This is a genomic window from Pontibacter sp. MBLB2868, from assembly GCF_051904785.1.
In the GTDB taxonomy this organism is placed as follows: domain Bacteria; phylum Bacteroidota; class Bacteroidia; order Cytophagales; family Hymenobacteraceae; genus Pontibacter.
This window is the reverse complement of sequence record NZ_CP196710.1, coordinates 4,189,807-4,206,320: the sequence shown is the minus strand read 5'-3', so window position 1 is coordinate 4,206,320 and position 16,514 is coordinate 4,189,807. Positions and strand designations below refer to the sequence as shown.

The following is a 16,514-nucleotide window of genomic DNA, read 5'->3' as shown; positions in this document are numbered from 1 at the left end:
TAGTCATACTCACCTTAAACATTTTAATATGAAAAGAATTTTACTGTGCCTGATTGCAATAATTGCAATGGCAAACACCATGGCTTTTGCACAGCAGGGAAAGCCTGCTAAAAGCTGCGCTACCATGGATGTACTGGAAAGACAGATGAAGGAAAATCCGGGTCTGGAAAGAAGAATGGAAGCCATTGAGCGTCATACTCAAAAAGTTGTGGCAAATGCTGCCAAAGGAAAACCCACACAGCCAACCGACCCTACAACACCGTCGCCAGAGCCTGCACCAACCGGAATCATAGTTAGGATACCGGTAGTGTTCCATGTGGTGTACAACACTGCTGACCAAAACGTATCTGATGCCATGATAAATGAGCAACTCAGGGTACTGAATGAGGATTTCAGAAAGCAGAATGCGGATATCAGCAAGCTGCCTTCCATGTTCGGGAGCTTGGATGCAGATACCGAGATTGAATTTACATTAGGAGGAATTACCAGAACAGCCACATCTGTTGCGTCTTTCTCTTCTAATGATGCCGTAAAATATACTAGCCAGGGTGGCCGCGATGCCTGGGACGCCAGCAAATACCTGAACTTCTGGGTTTGTAATTTAGGTGGCGGCTTACTTGGTTATGCGCAGTTTCCGGGAGGTAGCGCTGCTACCGATGGTGTGGTTTGCTTATACAGCTCCCTGCCTGGCGGCACTGCCGGCAACTATAATTTAGGTCGCACAGCCACTCACGAAATTGGCCACTGGATGAACCTGCGCCACATTTGGGGAGACAGACGTTGCGGTAACGACTACGTAGACGATACTCCTACGCAGCAAACATCTAATGGTGGTTGCCCTTCTTTCCCTAAGCCTACCTGCAACAACACAAGCGACATGTTCATGAATTACATGGATTACACGTATGATGCCTGCATGTACATGTTTACTTATGGCCAGAAAGAAAGAATGAGAGCCGTGTTTACAGCAGGTGGCCCACGCGCTACCTTTACAGGTTCAAGGTCTGGCATCTTTGCCGATGCCTCTACTACAGCGGCGGCAACTGCAGCCTTCGAAACTGCTAAATCAGCTTCTAACACGCTGGTTGTTTATCCGAACCCGGCCAACTCCGAAGCTACCATCGCGATCACAGTAGCAGACAATGCTTCTGCTGTAGCACTTCAGGTAACCGACATGAGCGGCCGTGTAGTACACAGCGAGTTATGGACTGATGCAAAAGGCACTTTCGATTATTCGCTTAAACTGGATAAGATGACCCGTGGCATTTACTTTGTTTCTGTACAATCAGGTACTTCCAAAGAGGTAACAAAGCTCTCAGTCGTAAGATAGAGACTGCTTAAGGCAATACAAAAAAGGGCGATACGTGTATCGCCCTTTTTTTATGCGCTCCCTGCTACTTTACAATTCATCCACCCTATCCTACAGTTCATCAGGTTTAAATTCTGATCTGTTAAATGCTTTTGCACCTTTGAGTCAGATGTTAACGACAACGACTATGAAAGGTACATTTACAGGCATTCTGACATTACTCTGGTTGGCACCACTGCTGGTGCTGGCACAAAACCAACATACCATTACAGGCAAAGTGCTTGATACGCGGGGCGAGCCGATAATAGGGGCAAACGTGTTCGTTAAGGGCAGTTACGACGGCACCTCCTCCGGCACTGAAGGCACTTTTAGCTTTACAACCGCTGCCACGGGCACACAAACCGTAGTCGCCAGCTTTTTAGGATACGAACAACAAGAGCTGTTACTTGACCTCAAGACAGACGCATCAGCAGTAACCTTCAGGCTACAGGAAAAACTGAGTGAGCTAAAAAGTGTGACTATTACGGCAGGTGCCTTTGAGGCCGGAGATGAAAAGCGCAGTACTGTGCTCAGCTCCCTGGATATTGCCACAACTGCCGGTGCCACTGCCGATATATTTGCTGCCATTAACACACTGCCGGGAGCACAGCGCGTAGGCGAGGAAGGCAAACTTTTTGTAAGGGGCGGCGACAGTTATGAGACCAAAACCTTTATCGACGGGCTACTGGTGCAAAAACCTTATAATTCTTCCGTACCCGATCTGCCGGCACGAGGCCGCTTCTCTCCTTTTATGTTCAGCGGCATTACTTTCAGTTCTGGCGGCTACTCAGCCGAGTATGGCCAGGCTTTATCGTCAGCGCTGCTTCTACGAAGCAATGGCTTACCCGAAAACACAGAAACAGGTGTTTCCATCATGTCTGTCGGGCTTGGCGCCTCTCACACACAACGCTGGGCCAATACCTCCTTATCCATGACCGCCGACTACAGTAACCTGGCCCCTTATACTAAATTGATCGACCAGAATATAACCTGGACACAGGCCCCCAAAAGTAAGGGCGGCTCTTTGATCTTCCGGCATAAGACCTCCGATACAGGCATGCTAAAAGCATACAGCAGCTTCACAGGATCAACACTGGCATTGTCGCAGCCTACCCCCGATGGTGTAAAACAGGATGTAAAACTCCGGAACGGCAACTATTTCAGCAACATCACTTTCCAGGATCTGCTTTCAGCTAAGACTGCCCTCCGTACCGGGTTAAGTTTTATGCGAAACACAGATAACATTCAGGTAGATGAGCAGCAGATTGCAGAGCAGGATAACACGCTGCAGGCAAAGGCAACGCTGGAACATCAGGTAGCAGAACCTCTTTGGATAAAGTATGGCACAGAACTGACCTTGCGCCGCTACGAGCAGCAATACCAGGAACACGCAGGCGCAACAAGTATAAATGCCGGCTTTAACGAACTTATGACTGCCGCTTTTACCGAAGCCGACTGGCATTTGAGTAATAACCTGGTGGCTCGTGCAGGAGCAAGGGCAGAGTATACTGCATTAATCAACAAGGCAAACCTGGCACCCCGCCTGTCGCTGGCTTACAAAACTGATGCTTACGGCCAGGTATCCGCCGCTTTTGGCCGGTTTTACCAATTGCCGGAAGCCGCTTTTCTGAAGGTAACCGACCAGTTACAAAACGAAACCGCTACGCACTACATCCTAAATTACCAGCGCCAGAAAGATGACCGCACCTTACGGGTCGAAGGCTACTTTAAGAAGTATGATCAGCTCGTGAAGTATGATCCTGCATACCCTTACCTGCCTGGCAGCTATAATAACAATGGCAAGGGCTATGCCCAGGGCATAGACATCTTCTGGCGCGACAGGAAAAGTATTAAAAACGGTGACTACTGGGTTTCGTATTCGCTGCTGGACACACGCCGTAACTACCGCGATTACCCGCAACAGGCAGTGCCTGCCTTTGCATCAAAGCATAACGTGGCAGTAGTTTACAAACATTTTGTGCCCAAGCTACAAACACAGTTCGGTGCCACCTACTCTTTTGCCAGCGGCCGCCCCTACTACAACCCAAACAAGGCAGGCTTTAACCAGGAAACGACGCCAAAGTACCACGACTTAAGTCTGAATGCCAGCTACCTCACCAACATCCGGGGCAACTTTACAGTGGTGTATGTGTCAGCTACCAACTTGCTGGGGAGCGATCAGGTATTTGGCTATCGCTACGCCTCCACGCCAGACGAAACGGGGAATTTCAGCAGCCAGAAAGTCGGGCCTCCTGCCAAACGATTTCTCTTTATGGGGGTGTTCATCAACTTCGGCGGAAAGAGCATTCATCATTAAAATAGTATCAGTTCATACATTTTGATCAAATATTAAGGAAAACCATAAACACATATAACATGAAAAAGACAGTCATTTTCTTCGTTGCTGCTATACTTGTAGCATTTAATTCTTTGGCCCAGCAGGGGAACTATGAATCGGCTATGGCTAAAAACATACAGGCCTTAGGCAATGCAAAAACGGTGAAAGAATACCAGCAGACAGCCAATATATTTGAGCGCATTGCCAGCGCAGAACAAGGGCAATGGCTCCCTTTATACTATGCCACCCTGAGCTTTATTAACATGTGTAAGCCGGAGCGGGAGTCTGATAAAAAGGACCTTTACCTTGACAAGGCGCAGGAACAACTGAACAAGGCACTACATTTGCAGCCAAAAGAATCGGAATTGCATGCCCTGCAGGGGTTGCTGCACATGACCCGCATTCAGATATCGCCAATGGTGCGCGGCATGAAGTATAGCGGATTGGCTACTGAGGCTCTTGAAAAAGCAAAAAACCTTAACCCGGATAATCCGCGGGCTTACTACCTGATGGGGACAAACTTATACTATACTCCTTCTATGTTTGGAGGTGGACCTGAGGCTGCCAAGCCACAGTTTGAACAGGCTAAAGCTAAGTTTGACCTGCAAAAGCAAGCGCCAACACTCACTCCGGCCTGGGGAAAAAGCCAGAATGAATCTATGTTAGCCAGATGTAACTGACAATTAACTACCCCAGCCACTAGAAACTTAAATCACAATCTGCTATATTTCTGGAGTAATGCAAACATCGGTTATCAAACATAACACTCTTTATAAGCAGCTTCTCGCTATGGTTGCCCTGGCCATAGCCATACAGCTCTTCTTTACTTTCAACCACTCTTTTGGCTGGCAAAATTTTATCACAAACGTAACGTATAACTTTTTTCTTATTCTGCCTATCTGGTTGGGCAACGGGTATATCGCCGGAGGGCTTAGCAAGTATGTCAGCTGGATAAAGGAGCCTGGCAAGCGATTTATACTTTCGGTACTGGCCATGCTCCTTTACTCCACGTGTGTATTCCTGTTGCTGAACATCATTTTTTATATTTATATCCGCGGCAACGGTTTTGACATTATCACCAGCCCAAGGTTCCACAACATGATGCTTTTCCAGGTGGGCATCACTACCCTGATCACCTTCGTTATGTATAGCCTCTCTTTTTTCCATAGCTGGCGCGAACTGGCCGTTAATGAAGAGAAGCTCAAGCGCGAGCACCTTCGGGCCGAGTATGAAGTTTTGCGGGCACAGGTGAACCCGCATTTCCTGTTCAATAGCCTGAACGCTTTAACCAGCCTGGTAGAAACGGACCAGCGAGCAGCAGTTAAGTTTATCCGGAAGTTATCAGAAGTATACCGCTATGTGCTGGATAGCCGGCAGAAAGAAGTAGTGCCTTTAACAGAGGAGCTGGCTTTCCTGAACTCCTACATCTACCTTCAGAAAATACGGCACGGGGATGCGCTTTGTATACAGAATGACCTTCCGGAGAGTACAGAGCTGATGGTGGTGCCTTTAGCCTTGCAGATGCTGCTGGAAAATGCCATTAAGCACAACATTGCCATGGAAGAGCAGCCACTTCAGGTGCGGCTATATCTGAAAGATGGCTTTATAGTTATCAGCAATAACCTGATGGAGCGTAAAGTTCGCGAAGCATCCACGGGCACCGGCCTCACTAATTTGCAGGCCCGATATAGCTACCTGACAGATAAAAAAGTGCTGATAGAACGCTCTGAGAGTGATTTTACGGTTAAACTGCCTCTTTTATACTTAAAAGGCTGATGAGGATACTGATCGTAGAAGATGAGAAACTTGCAGCTGACAGGCTCGCCAGCCTGCTAAAGCGGATCGAGTGCACTGCAGAAATAGTGGCTACTACGCCCTCTGTACGAAAAACGGTAGCGCTTCTAAATTTAAAGCCACAGCTCGACCTTATTTTTATGGATATACAGCTGGCCGATGGCATAAGCTTTGAAGTGTTTGACCAGGTGCCCGTAGAAGTACCAGTCATTTTTACCACTGCGTATGATTCCTATGCTATCCGGGCCTTTAAGGTAAACAGTATCGATTACCTGTTAAAACCTATTGACGAAGACGAGTTGCAGGCTGCCCTGGAGAAGTTCAGGAAGATAAGGAGCCATGCCGCTCCGCCACAGCTTGGGGCACTGGAGCAGACATTACAGCTTTTGAACGGGGGCAAAAGCTATAAAACCAGGTTTGTAGTGAAAGTTGGGGAACACCTGCATACTATTCCGGTGGAAGAAGCAGCCTGTTTTTATAGTTACGAAAAAGCTACTTTTCTGCAGACCACAGCCGGGAAGCGCTACGCCATCGACTATACAATGGAACAGGTGGAATCCCTTGTTGATCCGGAGTGCTACTTCCGGGTGAACCGTGGCTACCTGGTTAAGCTAAAAGCTGTAAAAGATATTGTTGCCTGGTCTAACAGTCGCCTGAAACTGGAGCTGCATCATCCTACGCCTGCCGGCGAGGTAGTTGTTAGCCGCGAAAAAGTAAACGACTTTAAAGCCTGGCTCGACAGATAGCGCTACCTTAGGCCTCTTGTGGCTGGTACTTCTTCAGCTTTTCCTTCTGCACCAGTTGTTTCTGCAGTAGCTTTTGCACTTCGGGCTTTTCGTAATCTCCCACGCTTTGAATATGCTTCATCACTTTTTTCATGATCCTGTCCTGTTGCCTGCCTGTTTCCAGGGCGTAGGAATAAGGGAAGTCGGAGAAGGTAACCATGGAATAAAGCGGAATCCATTTATCAGGGTATTGCTCTGAGATCTTTGCTTCTATCTTTTTGCGGAGCAGGAAACGCGGGTCAGCCACCTTATCGCGCATCTCTATAAAATTCATTACTGCCAGGTCCGCGATGGCATCGGCATTAGGTTTACGGCTGCGCTCAAAGGCTTTAAACAGCGCCTCCCAGTTTTCCCCATCAAAGCCATCCAGCATCTGGTCCAGAACCGTGATATCTTCAAAACCTGCGTTCATTCCCTGGCCATAGAATGGCACTACGGCATGGCTGGCATCTCCAATCAACAAAGATTTTCCTTCGTAACTCCACGGAAAGCATTTAACTGTTACCAATGACCCGATCGGGTTGGAAAAATAATCCTGGGCCAGGTCCGGCATCAGTGGCACGGCATCCGGGAACACCTGCAGAAAGAAGTTGAGCAGGTCAGTATCGTTTTTAATGGCATTAAAGGAGCGCTCTCCTTCATAAGGGAAAAACAACGTGCAGGTAAAGCTGCCATCCAGGTTCGGCAAGGCAATCATCATATAGTTGCCCCGGGGCCAGATGTGCAGCGCATTTTTCTCCAGCGCCCATCCTCCGTCTGCCGTAGCAGGTATGGTAAGTTCCTTGTAGCCATACTCCAGGTAACTCTGCTCGTAGTTAAAGCGCTCCGTTTTCTGCATGGCGCCACGCACCACCGAGAAAGCCCCGTCGGCACCGAACAGCAGATCAGGCTCTATTATTTCCACTGCATTTGTTTCTGTATTCCGCAGCTGCACCTCATTGGTACGGAGGTTTACATCTAAGGCCTGCCTGTTAAAATGATACGTGATATCTTCGTTTGGCTCAGACAGGTTCATCAGCGCTATGTTCAGGCCACCACGGGATACTGAATAGATCGCCTGCCCTTCCTTACCATATGGCTGATAAGTCAGGCTACCATATTCATCGTGCATCATGCGGCCGTACATAGGTATGGCCACTTTACGCACCTCCTCTTCTATGCCAATACCGCGGAGGGCACGCCAGCCACGGTCGCTCAGGGCCAGGTTTATAGAACGCCCTCCATCTACGGTTGTCTTTCGCAGATCAGGCCTGCGCTCATACAGGTGCACGTTGTGGCCCCGCTTGGCCAGGTACAAAGACAGAAGCGAGCCCACCAGGCCAGCCCCCATAATGGCGACGTTCTTTTTCTTGGTCATAGTTTCAGTGCGTAATAAACCTCCGGTACTTGTAAAGTAAAGATTTCAGAACCGTATTGGCAAGCCTTTATGTTATCACATTTCGGAAAGTTAGGTTAATGCGAGGTTGTACGTTACGCTTAGTTATTGGGACATGGTGAAGCCAGTGATGCTGCGTTTGCCCTTGCATCAGTAAAAGGCTGCCGTGGCTCAGGTCTAAACTTACCGGCTCCAGGTCTTTCCGGCTTCTATGCCTGAACCTGAACTTCCGGGTGCCCCCAAAGCTCACACTGGCTATACCTGGCCCCAGCGCCGCTTCATCATCCGAGTGCCACCCCATGCTATCCTGCCCTGTCCGGTAGAGGTTTAGCAGCACACTGTTATAGGTTTGCCCACTGGCCTTTTCCACCCGCTCCCTTAGCTCCTGCAATACCGGTAGCCATGGCTGCGGCTTATTATGCAACCCGGAGTAAGTATACCCCTTGTCGCCGTACCAGGCCGTTAGCCGGGGCATAGGGCGCAGCTTACCGAATAGCTTTATACTTTCCTGCTGCCAGTTAACCTCCTCCTCTAAAGTTTTGAGATACAGGTCACTTTCTGCTGGTGTGAAAAAATGAGAGGCAAAGTATACTTCGGCCTCCGGCATGTCTATCTGGTGGAGTAGTGTTGGCATGCGTTTAAAGTATAAAATTTTAACTGATTCAGAGAACAGGTTTTTGGGCAACTGCTTTTCTCCTGTTGCGCCGCCTATCCAGGTAGCCCATGGCTTTTGAGGCTGTAAAACCATGTAAGATAATAGAGACCATCACAATAAAACCAACGACAGACCATAACTGATCCGCATCCACAAAATCAATTTTATCCAGCGCAAAAGAGAGGTAAAAGAAGGACCCTATGCCACGGATGCCGAAGAAACTGATCGCTATTTTCTCATGAAAAGGCAGACTGATACCCCATAAACCAATCAAACCAGCCAAAGGCCTTATGATAAACAGAAAGGCCAGGCCAATTATAGCCCCCTGCCAGGTAAGGAAGTTGAGCAGGCCATATACCAGGCTGCCCCCAAACACCAGCAAGAGCATAACCATCAGGATGTGCTCCACCTGGTTCACAAAGTCGTGCATTTCGGTGTGGTATTCATGCTCCGGCTCAAAACTGCTCATGGTAATGGCTGTGATAAATACGGCAATAAAACCATAGCCATGCGCCAGCTCCGTAAGTCCGTACGATACCAGCGTAGCTGAAAGTGCCATAAAGCCGTCCTGGGCTTTCGGAAAATTTGTCTTCCTGGGTAGTTTAAAAATCAGGAAAGCCAGCACCCGCCCTATCACGAAACCGATCACAGTTCCGGCTACCAAACGGTACAACAGATCGCGTAGCAGCCAATCGCCAAACCACCCGCCTTCGGTACCGGCAGCAACCGCTATGACTACTGCCAGCCAGGTAAACGGGAAAGCCATGCCGTCGTTCAACCCTGCTTCAGCCGTTAGCGAAAACCGCACTTCATCTTCCTCTTTCTCACTGGGTGGCCCTACCTGTACCTGCTCAGCCAAAACCGGATCGGTAGGCGCCAGCACGGCTCCTAAAAGGATGGCCGCAGCCGGGGCAAGCCCTAATACGCCCCAGCCTAAAAGCGCAAGGCCCGCAATGCACAACAACATGGTGATGCTTACCAGCCTTAACGGAATTTTCCAGTTTTTCAGACTCACTTTCCGCCGCAGTTTCAGTCCTGATCCCATCAGCGAAATGATCACGATCAGTTCCGTCAGGCGTACCACATAATCCTCCTGCCAGATAGGGTCAGGCTGGGGCAGTTCGTAAGGCAGCAGGTACACCAGCATGCCCAGCAGCATAAATACCATGGGGTACGAAATAAAGGTCCGCTTCAGCAGGGAGGGCACCCAGGCCATAGAAAGTGCTGCCAACCCCACCAACGTGAGCACAAGTATATAAGTAGACATACAATTGGTTTAATTCTTCAGATGTACTGCAGCCGCTTGCACTCATGTAACCTCCGATAAGGTAACACAGGATACGCAGCAGCCTTTTTACCGTAGCCTACCATACGTTTATTTACAATTTGTGCCTATCTTTATACTTTACTGAAAGCTCAAATTACCGTTTTGAAAGCATTAGAAGACTTTTTAACTGCATTTAGCAATGCCGCCTGGGGCATGCCTCTGCTCCTCCTGCTGATGGGTGGCGGGTTCTACTTTATGTTCTACTCCGGGTTCCTTCCTTTCCGCTACCTGGGGCACGCCATTAATGTGCTTCGTGGCAAGTACGACGACCCGGACGACCCAGGTGATATCAATCACTTTGAGGCTTTGTCGAGTGCGTTGGCCGCTACAGTAGGCATGGGTAACATCAGCGGTGTGGCCGTAGCCATTGCCCTGGGTGGCCCCGGAGTGCTGTTCTGGATGTGGGTGAGCGCTTTTGTAGGTATGGCAACCAAGTTCTTTACCTGTAGCCTGTCTGTGATGTACCGCGGCCGCGACAGTGTTGGCCACCTGGAAGGAGGCCCTATGTATGTGATAACAGAAGGCCTAGGTAAAAAGTGGAAGCCATTGGCAGCCTTCTTTGCTATTGCTGGCCTGTTTGGAACGCTTCCCATCTTTCAGGCAAACCAACTGACACAGGTTATCCGGGAGGTGGTGCTAGTGCCAAACGGCATTGCCACAACGCATCCGTTCTACTGGAACCTCGGAATTGGTCTTACCTTGGTTATCATTACCTCTATGGTAATTTTTGGAGGGATAAAGCGTATTGGCCATGTAGCCGGAAAAATGGTGCCGGGCATGGTGGTGCTGTATATGCTGGCAGTATTTTACATCATGGCCAGTAACTATATGAGCATTCCGGCAGCTTTTGCTTTAATTTTTGAAGATGCTTTTGCTGCAGATGCGGTGTTAGGCGGCGCTGTTGGCGCTATAATTATTGCGGGGGCGCGCAGGGCCGCTTTCTCAAACGAAGCGGGCATAGGCACAGCCTCTATGATGCATGGAGCAGCCAGAACCGACGAGCCGATCCGGGAAGGGCTGGTAGCCATGTTAGGTCCTTTTATTGATACGCTGGTAGTTTGTACACTCACTGGCCTTGCCATCATCCTTACCAACGCCTGGCAGACCTCTGATGGCAATGGCGTAAGCATGACAGCACATGCCTTTAACTCCTCTATGCCCGGCATTGGCAGCTATGTGCTGGTGGTATGCGTGCTGATCTTCGCCTTCACTTCGCTGTTCTCCTACTCCTACTACGGTACTAAGTGCTTCAGTTTTTTATTCGGGGCAAAGTATAAACACTACTACAACTACTTTTATGTGCTTACCATCATCTTTGGCGCCGTAGCCTCTATCACAGCTGTAATCGCTTTGATAGACGGCATGTATGCCATGATGGCTATCCCGACCATGGTTTCGGCTTTGCTGCTATCGCCTAAGGTGATGCGTGCAGCCAGGGATTATTTTAAACGTATGAAAGAATTCAGAGAAGAGCAGGTAAGGGCCTAGCATAGGCAAAAATACTTTTGAGCTGATATTCAGGCATCTTAAATCCTGCTACAGGCTAACATGTTTGTGCGATATCGTACGTTATGGTGTCTGTTATCGAACAGCATTTAATTAGCAAACAGGCCTTACGGGCTATAGAACCATATTTTAGTGTGGCATACTTGTTGGCTTGTACAAAGCCATTGTATTGTTCCTTTACGCCTGCTGAAATCAGAAACTATGATCCGACACAGTCTACTTTTACTTTATAGAAATTTTAAGCGGTTTAAGAGCACCTTCTTCATTAACCTCATAGGTTTATCAACGGGGTTGGCCTGTGCGCTGCTTATTTTTTTGTGGGTGAACGATGAGCTGTCTGTTGATAACTTCCATGAAAACGATAGCAGGCTTTTGCAGGTGATGACCAACCACCATAATGCCGAAGCCATTGTTACGAGCGAAGCAGGCCCCGGACTTTTAGGTGAGGCTTTGGCAGCAGAAGTGCCCGAGGTAAAATATGCCGTCAGTTCCTCCATCATCCCCGACAAATTTATTGTTTCCGAGAGCAACAAACACATCAGCGCAAGTGGCCAGTTTGTAAGCAAAGATTTTTTCAATGTCTTTTCATATCCCCTGATCCAGGGCAATAAAGATCAGGTGCTGGCAGATAAGAATGCCATCGTGATCTCAGAAGACCTGGCCTTGAAACTGTTTGGCACAACACAAAATGTGGTAGGCCGAATGATAGAGTGGCAGATCCTGAATTTTGAAGAGCCCGTGATCGTTACGGGTGTTTTTAAAAACGTGCCCCGCAACTCTTCCAGACAATTCGACTTCCTGACCTCATTCGAAGAATTTAAAGATATGATGGGCAGCGGTATTCACTGGGACAACCACAATGCTGAAACCTATTTGGTTATACAGGATGGCGCCGATCCGGACCAGTTTAGCCAGAAGATCTCCGGGTTCATTAAAAGTAAACTACCTGACTCAAACGTTACTTTATTTACCAGACCTTATCCAGATAACTATCTGTACGACACCTATGAGAACGGCGTACAGGCAGGTGGCCGGATAGAGTATGTCCGGCTGTTCTCCATTATTGCCGTGTTTATCCTGCTGATAGCGTGCATTAACTTCATGAACCTTTCCACGGCAAAAGCATCCAGGCGAATAAAAGAAGTGGGTATAAAAAAGGCCATGGGAGCCAGCCGTACGTCGCTGGCCCTGCAATACCTGGGAGAGTCGTTGTTGATGGCTTTAGCTTCGCTTGTTGTTGCCTTGATGTTGGTAGAGTTAACCAAAGCACCTTTTAACGAGATCACAGGTAAACAACTGGTTGTTTCGTTCAACTTATACTTTGTTTTAGCTGCACTTGGCATTGCCTTGCTTACAGGGGTTCTGGCAGGCAGCTACCCTGCTTTATACCTTTCTGGTTTTAAACCAGCAGCGGTGTTAAGGGGAAAGCTGGAAGGGCTGGGCGGCGAAATGTGGGCACGGAAAGGCCTGGTTATATTTCAGTTTACGCTTTCAGTTGTCCTGATCGTGTCGGTACTGGTAGTATACAAGCAAATTGAGTATGTACAGACCAAAAATTTAGGCTATAACAAAAACAACGTTATCTATTTTGCGGCTGAAGGCAAAGTGCAGCAGCACCTGGAACCGTTTCTTTCAGAGGTCAGGAAAATTCCGGGTATTACGAATGCCTCTAGCGGGGGCAGCATTATCCGCGACTATGGTTCTACTATAGGTTTAAAGTGGCCCGGTAAAAATCCTGACGATGATGTTGCCTTTCAGACAGTGGCTGTTAACTACAATATGATTGAAACGCTGGGCATCAGCATAAAAGAAGGCAGGGCATTTTCAGAAGAGTTTTCTACGGACACTTCAAAAATCATTTTTAACGAGGCTGCCATTGCTGCTATGGGCATGCAAGACCCAATTGGAAAAACTGTAAACCTGTGGGGCAAAGACAAGAAGATAATCGGCGTTGTTAAGGACTTTCACTTTCAGTCGCTGCATGAGCAGGTAAAACCTATGTTCTTCAGGCTGGAGCCCAACCAATCTATGAAAGTAATGGCCAGGATTGAAGCCGGAAGAGAAAAAAGCGTTATTGAGCAGCTCCAGGAGCTTTACAGTGCCTATAACCCGGGCTATGTGCTAGATTATAAGTTTTTGAATGATGACTTTGAGAGCATGTACGCGGCTGAGCAGCGTGTAGCGGTTCTTTCCAAATACTTCGCCGGACTAGCTGTTCTGATCTCCTGCCTCGGCCTGTTTGGCCTGGCCACTTTTACTGCCGAAAGAAGGATGAAAGAGATCGGCATACGTAAGGTACTTGGTGCCAGCGAACTTAATATTACCTACCTGCTTTCCGTTGACTTTTCAAAACTCGTCCTGACGTCCATACTTATTGCGCTACCTTTAAGCTACTTCATTGTAACCTACTGGCTGAACAACTTCGCTTACAGAATTGAGCTGAAACTATGGTACTTTGCAGGAGCAGGCGTGCTTGCGCTTGCCATTGCCTGTTTAACCGTAGGCATGCAAGCGATAAAAGCTGCCAGACTAAACCCTTCGGATTGCCTTAGCGACGAGTAGAATAAGCGGGAGGCATTTAACTTTAACCTGGCAAACGCCCTTGCGCCTTTTGTTGTAAAGGATCCAGTTCGGTGCTGTTCGCTGTATCATGGGTCACGATCACCTCAATACGCTTGTCAGGAATCAGCCACATTAAGGCTACTGCAACATATATGCCGCCGGCAATCCAAGAGCTGATGTAGGTAGAGAAAATAGCAATGAGATAAAGAGCAGGAGATAGCTTGCCTTTTATATCACTCCCTATTGCTTTGGAGAGTATAGAGTTCGGACCATGATTTTTGATAATGCGCTTTTGCAGGACCATGTAGGCAATGGCGCACATTAACAACACAAAGCCGTAAAGCGCCAGGGGCACAGGAGCAAAGTGGTTCTCCCCTATCCAGCCCGTAACAAACGGAATCAGAGAAAGCCAGAAAAGCAGGTGCATATTTGCCCACAGAATATCGCCGGTCACACGCTTCACGGTATACAGCATGTGGTGGTGGTTATTCCAGTAAATAGCCAGGTAAATAAAACTCAGGACGTAGCTCACTATTACCGGTATGAGTGGCTGCAAGACCTTCAGGTCTTTTCCGTGTGGCACCTTTATCTCTATCACCATAATTGTGATGATGATGGCCAGCACCCCGTCACTGAACGCTTCTAACCGCCCTTTATGCATAGCACCAATTTAGTGAATTTGATTCTTAAATACGCTTTGTGAATAAAATTAACTTACTGATACGCATCCCTTTGGCTGTGCTAATAAGGAGTTGGTTTATGAGCTTGTACAGGCAACTTGTGAGGCTCCAGCTGAAGCATGCAGTATATACAGCAAATGACTTGTTCTTATTTTGGAATTTCTACTTTTGCCTGTTCCCAGTTAATTTCAGGATACTTAGCTTGAATAATTTTATCGAGTCCTTCTTTTTCATGGCTAAAAGAAACTAGCTCTTTATCAAAATGCCATGTACCGAGATAGTAAACCGAGCTATCCGAAATTTCAAAAGAGAATTGTTCCAGGTCATTTTGCCGGATCTGTCCTTTCTTTAGTTTGTCAGAAGCAATTGATGATTCTATTCCTTTGAAAATATATTCGGTGAACATTTTACCTCCATACCACTTACTCTCAGTCCACCAGTAATTTAATATTTTATAAGTACCAGGTTTTATATAGAAACAAAAACTATTTTCCTTGGCTGATTTAAACGTTGGTTTGACGCGAAGGCTAAAAACTTCATTTGTTTCAACATTTATTAATCTGATATCTTGAGCAAACCCGCCACTACTAAAGCCTAAACGTTGTACAAAGTTTCCATAAATAATAGCTTGCTGCTTGTTGTCATGATTTTGTTTTGATACAGCTTCTAATGGTTTAATATTTTGACCATTTGCCACAAGTGTTATAAAGCCAAGTATAATAACTAGGAGGAAAGAGGTAAATTTCATTTATTTTAAAATAAGTTAAATGGCAATGTGCATGCGTATAAAGTGAGGAGGCGTAGCTGAACCTAAATTATATAGTTTTATCCATCGTTACACCTTCTTTTCTTTCAGATATTTCTATAACTGCTGCTTCAAGTTTAGGCAAGTCATTCTCATTTGTTCTGAATCTGACTTCATGAACTGTTGCACCTTTATGTAGAATCAACCTGTCATAGCTGAACTGGAAGAGCATATCAGCCTGCCACCAAATGTCTCTCTGGGTTCTATCCTTATCTTCTCTGATAATCTCCCCCTTGTCCAGATGCTTCAGGTCATGCTCTTCTTTGAAGAAGAATGGTCTTAGGAAGTAGAATTTCGCTACACCGTTTTCCAGATGTACCACACAATCATAGTAGCTACCCCAAACATGCAGAATAAGTCCTGACAGGATTCCTAAGCCAATCGCCAAAAGAGTATTTTCTATAACATACCCAAGCAGCAGAGATAGAACAACTACTTTAGGAATCAGAGAATAAGTATTAGCTGGTATACCTGTTTTTACCATTTAGTAATTTCAACTGCATAACGCTTGGGCTATGGTACGTTTATGTACAATAGCTTTTGTTGGCAAAGGTTTTTCTTACTTTATATCAGTTTCAAAAGCTTCAGTCTGGGCTCTTGTATATCTGTCAGGTTCTACAGCAAGAACTAGGGCTGTATCAATTAATGCTGTCAAATCTTTCGAGTAGTATTGCTTTTCGCCTAACTTCTCCAACGGCACAACTTCAAAATTTAAAGTATGAATTTCCTTTCCCTGAATACAGCACACCTTTCCATTACCCCAAAAAGCTGAGGGGTTAAAACCGACTAGACGTTCTTTGATGTTGTTACCGTCACTCGTATATACAACAGGCTCTGTATAAGTCTTTTCAAAAGTCCATTGATTTATATAACCGATTCCATTGCTATCAACATTTAAAATATTTTCATCAACGTTTGCCAAAATAAGAGTAACTTCTCCGGTAAAGCCATTTGGTACTATAATCTTTAAAGTCGGAGAGTACAATTTATAATGAAAAACCAAGAATGAGATTATTGTAGCAACTGAAAACAGAGTAATAAAAGAATACTTTTTAGTTACTACTCTTAAAATGCCAGCAACAACTAAACAGCCGAAGATGATGGCAACCAAAAGCATACTTCCTAAAAACAAGCCAGATAAAATCATTCCGCCAGGTATATAGTGCAACTTCACAAGCAAGCTGATTGCCAGAAAGGCGGATAGAAGCCCAGTTATTATTTGTAGTTTGCTGTCATTCATAACGGATCGAGGCTTTGCGATGGTGGGGCAATTGTAGCACTTGCGTTTAGTTTTGCACAAAAGCTCAATCGAAGAACTACTGTTGAATTTCGAGGTCTC

14 protein-coding genes are annotated in these 16,514 nt (G+C 46.7%); 7 read left to right on the top strand and 7 right to left on the bottom strand.

All coding sequences use genetic code 11. From position 1 onward, the window contains the following. The first annotated feature begins 28 nt into the window (after positions 1 to 28). From ACSX1A_RS17955 to ACSX1A_RS17935, 5 genes are all read left to right on the top strand, one after another. Positions 29 to 1,330, top strand: a complete 1,302-nt coding sequence (locus ACSX1A_RS17955; RefSeq protein WP_439881018.1) for a M43 family zinc metalloprotease — start codon at positions 29 to 31, stop codon at positions 1,328 to 1,330. Between the two features lie 166 nt (positions 1,331 to 1,496). Continuing rightward, positions 1,497 to 3,665 (top strand): TonB-dependent receptor, encoded by a 2,169-nt coding sequence (locus ACSX1A_RS17950; RefSeq protein WP_439881017.1) that lies wholly within the window; start codon positions 1,497 to 1,499, stop codon positions 3,663 to 3,665. Positions 3,666 to 3,724: 59 nt separating this feature from the next. Next, positions 3,725 to 4,366, top strand: a complete 642-nt coding sequence (locus ACSX1A_RS17945) for a hypothetical protein (RefSeq protein ID WP_439881016.1) — start codon at positions 3,725 to 3,727, stop codon at positions 4,364 to 4,366. Between the two features lie 109 nt (positions 4,367 to 4,475). Then, positions 4,476 to 5,462, top strand: coding sequence for a sensor histidine kinase (locus ACSX1A_RS17940; RefSeq protein WP_439881015.1), 987 nt, complete (start codon positions 4,476 to 4,478; stop codon positions 5,460 to 5,462). Continuing rightward, positions 5,462 to 6,226 (top strand): LytR/AlgR family response regulator transcription factor, encoded by a 765-nt coding sequence (locus tag ACSX1A_RS17935; protein WP_439881014.1) that lies wholly within the window; start codon positions 5,462 to 5,464, stop codon positions 6,224 to 6,226. The genes ACSX1A_RS17940 and ACSX1A_RS17935 overlap by 1 nt, the downstream gene beginning before the upstream one ends. Positions 6,227 to 6,233: 7 nt before the next feature. On the opposite strand, the gene ACSX1A_RS17930 is transcribed toward ACSX1A_RS17935, so the two are convergent. From ACSX1A_RS17930 to ACSX1A_RS17920, 3 genes are all read right to left on the bottom strand, one after another. Continuing rightward, the gene (locus ACSX1A_RS17930) at positions 6,234 to 7,622 is read right to left on the bottom strand and encodes an FAD-dependent oxidoreductase (RefSeq protein ID WP_439881013.1); all 1,389 of its coding nucleotides are present in this window, start codon (positions 7,620 to 7,622) and stop codon (positions 6,234 to 6,236) included. A gap of 67 nt (positions 7,623 to 7,689) precedes the next feature. Continuing rightward, positions 7,690 to 8,274 (bottom strand): alpha-ketoglutarate-dependent dioxygenase AlkB family protein, encoded by a 585-nt coding sequence (locus ACSX1A_RS17925; protein ID WP_439881012.1) that lies wholly within the window; start codon positions 8,272 to 8,274, stop codon positions 7,690 to 7,692. 28 nt (positions 8,275 to 8,302) lie between these two features. Beyond that, positions 8,303 to 9,562 (bottom strand): cation:proton antiporter, encoded by a 1,260-nt coding sequence (locus tag ACSX1A_RS17920; RefSeq protein WP_439881011.1) that lies wholly within the window; start codon positions 9,560 to 9,562, stop codon positions 8,303 to 8,305. 162 nt (positions 9,563 to 9,724) lie between these two features. On the opposite strand from ACSX1A_RS17920, the gene ACSX1A_RS17915 reads away from it, so the two are divergent. Continuing rightward, a complete protein-coding gene (locus tag ACSX1A_RS17915; protein ID WP_439881010.1) occupies positions 9,725 to 11,110 on the top strand; it encodes an alanine/glycine:cation symporter family protein in 1,386 nt (461 codons plus the stop codon). A 219-nt stretch (positions 11,111 to 11,329) separates the two neighbouring features. Then, positions 11,330 to 13,690, top strand: a complete 2,361-nt coding sequence (locus ACSX1A_RS17910) for an ABC transporter permease (protein WP_439881009.1) — start codon at positions 11,330 to 11,332, stop codon at positions 13,688 to 13,690. A 22-nt stretch (positions 13,691 to 13,712) separates the two neighbouring features. Here the strand turns inward: ACSX1A_RS17910 and ACSX1A_RS17905 are convergent, their stop codons facing one another. The 4 genes from ACSX1A_RS17905 to ACSX1A_RS17890 form a co-directional block, all read right to left on the bottom strand. Further along, positions 13,713 to 14,351, bottom strand: coding sequence for a TMEM175 family protein (locus ACSX1A_RS17905; protein ID WP_439881008.1), 639 nt, complete (start codon positions 14,349 to 14,351; stop codon positions 13,713 to 13,715). A gap of 167 nt (positions 14,352 to 14,518) precedes the next feature. After that, positions 14,519 to 15,118, bottom strand: a complete 600-nt coding sequence (locus ACSX1A_RS17900) for a hypothetical protein (RefSeq protein ID WP_439881007.1) — start codon at positions 15,116 to 15,118, stop codon at positions 14,519 to 14,521. A gap of 67 nt (positions 15,119 to 15,185) precedes the next feature. Then, the gene (locus ACSX1A_RS17895) at positions 15,186 to 15,659 is read right to left on the bottom strand and encodes a hypothetical protein (protein ID WP_439881006.1); all 474 of its coding nucleotides are present in this window, start codon (positions 15,657 to 15,659) and stop codon (positions 15,186 to 15,188) included. Positions 15,660 to 15,734: 75 nt separating this feature from the next. Beyond that, positions 15,735 to 16,415, bottom strand: a complete 681-nt coding sequence (locus ACSX1A_RS17890; protein WP_439881005.1) for a hypothetical protein — start codon at positions 16,413 to 16,415, stop codon at positions 15,735 to 15,737. Positions 16,416 to 16,514: the final 99 nt, after the last annotated feature.

Excerpts from the sequence above, each read along its gene's own strand:
- ACSX1A_RS17930 (WP_439881013.1), bottom strand. The coding sequence starts at position 7,622 with ATGACCAAGAAAAAGAACGTCGCCATTATGGGGGCTGGCCTGGTGGGC.
- ACSX1A_RS17935 (WP_439881014.1), top strand. The coding sequence starts at position 5,462 with ATGAGGATACTGATCGTAGAAGATGAGAAACTTGCAGCTGACAGGCTC.
- ACSX1A_RS17955 (WP_439881018.1), top strand. The coding sequence starts at position 29 with ATGAAAAGAATTTTACTGTGCCTGATTGCAATAATTGCAATGGCAAAC.
- ACSX1A_RS17950 (WP_439881017.1), top strand. The coding sequence starts at position 1,497 with ATGAAAGGTACATTTACAGGCATTCTGACATTACTCTGGTTGGCACCA.
- ACSX1A_RS17920 (WP_439881011.1), bottom strand. The coding sequence starts at position 9,562 with ATGTCTACTTATATACTTGTGCTCACGTTGGTGGGGTTGGCAGCACTT.
- ACSX1A_RS17895 (WP_439881006.1), bottom strand. The coding sequence starts at position 15,659 with ATGGTAAAAACAGGTATACCAGCTAATACTTATTCTCTGATTCCTAAA.
- ACSX1A_RS17905 (WP_439881008.1), bottom strand. The coding sequence starts at position 14,351 with ATGCATAAAGGGCGGTTAGAAGCGTTCAGTGACGGGGTGCTGGCCATC.
- ACSX1A_RS17890 (WP_439881005.1), bottom strand. The coding sequence starts at position 16,415 with ATGAATGACAGCAAACTACAAATAATAACTGGGCTTCTATCCGCCTTT.
- ACSX1A_RS17900 (WP_439881007.1), bottom strand. The coding sequence starts at position 15,118 with ATGAAATTTACCTCTTTCCTCCTAGTTATTATACTTGGCTTTATAACA.
- ACSX1A_RS17940 (WP_439881015.1), top strand. The coding sequence starts at position 4,476 with ATGGTTGCCCTGGCCATAGCCATACAGCTCTTCTTTACTTTCAACCAC.
- ACSX1A_RS17945 (WP_439881016.1), top strand. The coding sequence starts at position 3,725 with ATGAAAAAGACAGTCATTTTCTTCGTTGCTGCTATACTTGTAGCATTT.
- ACSX1A_RS17925 (WP_439881012.1), bottom strand. The coding sequence starts at position 8,274 with ATGCCAACACTACTCCACCAGATAGACATGCCGGAGGCCGAAGTATAC.
- ACSX1A_RS17910 (WP_439881009.1), top strand. The coding sequence starts at position 11,330 with ATGATCCGACACAGTCTACTTTTACTTTATAGAAATTTTAAGCGGTTT.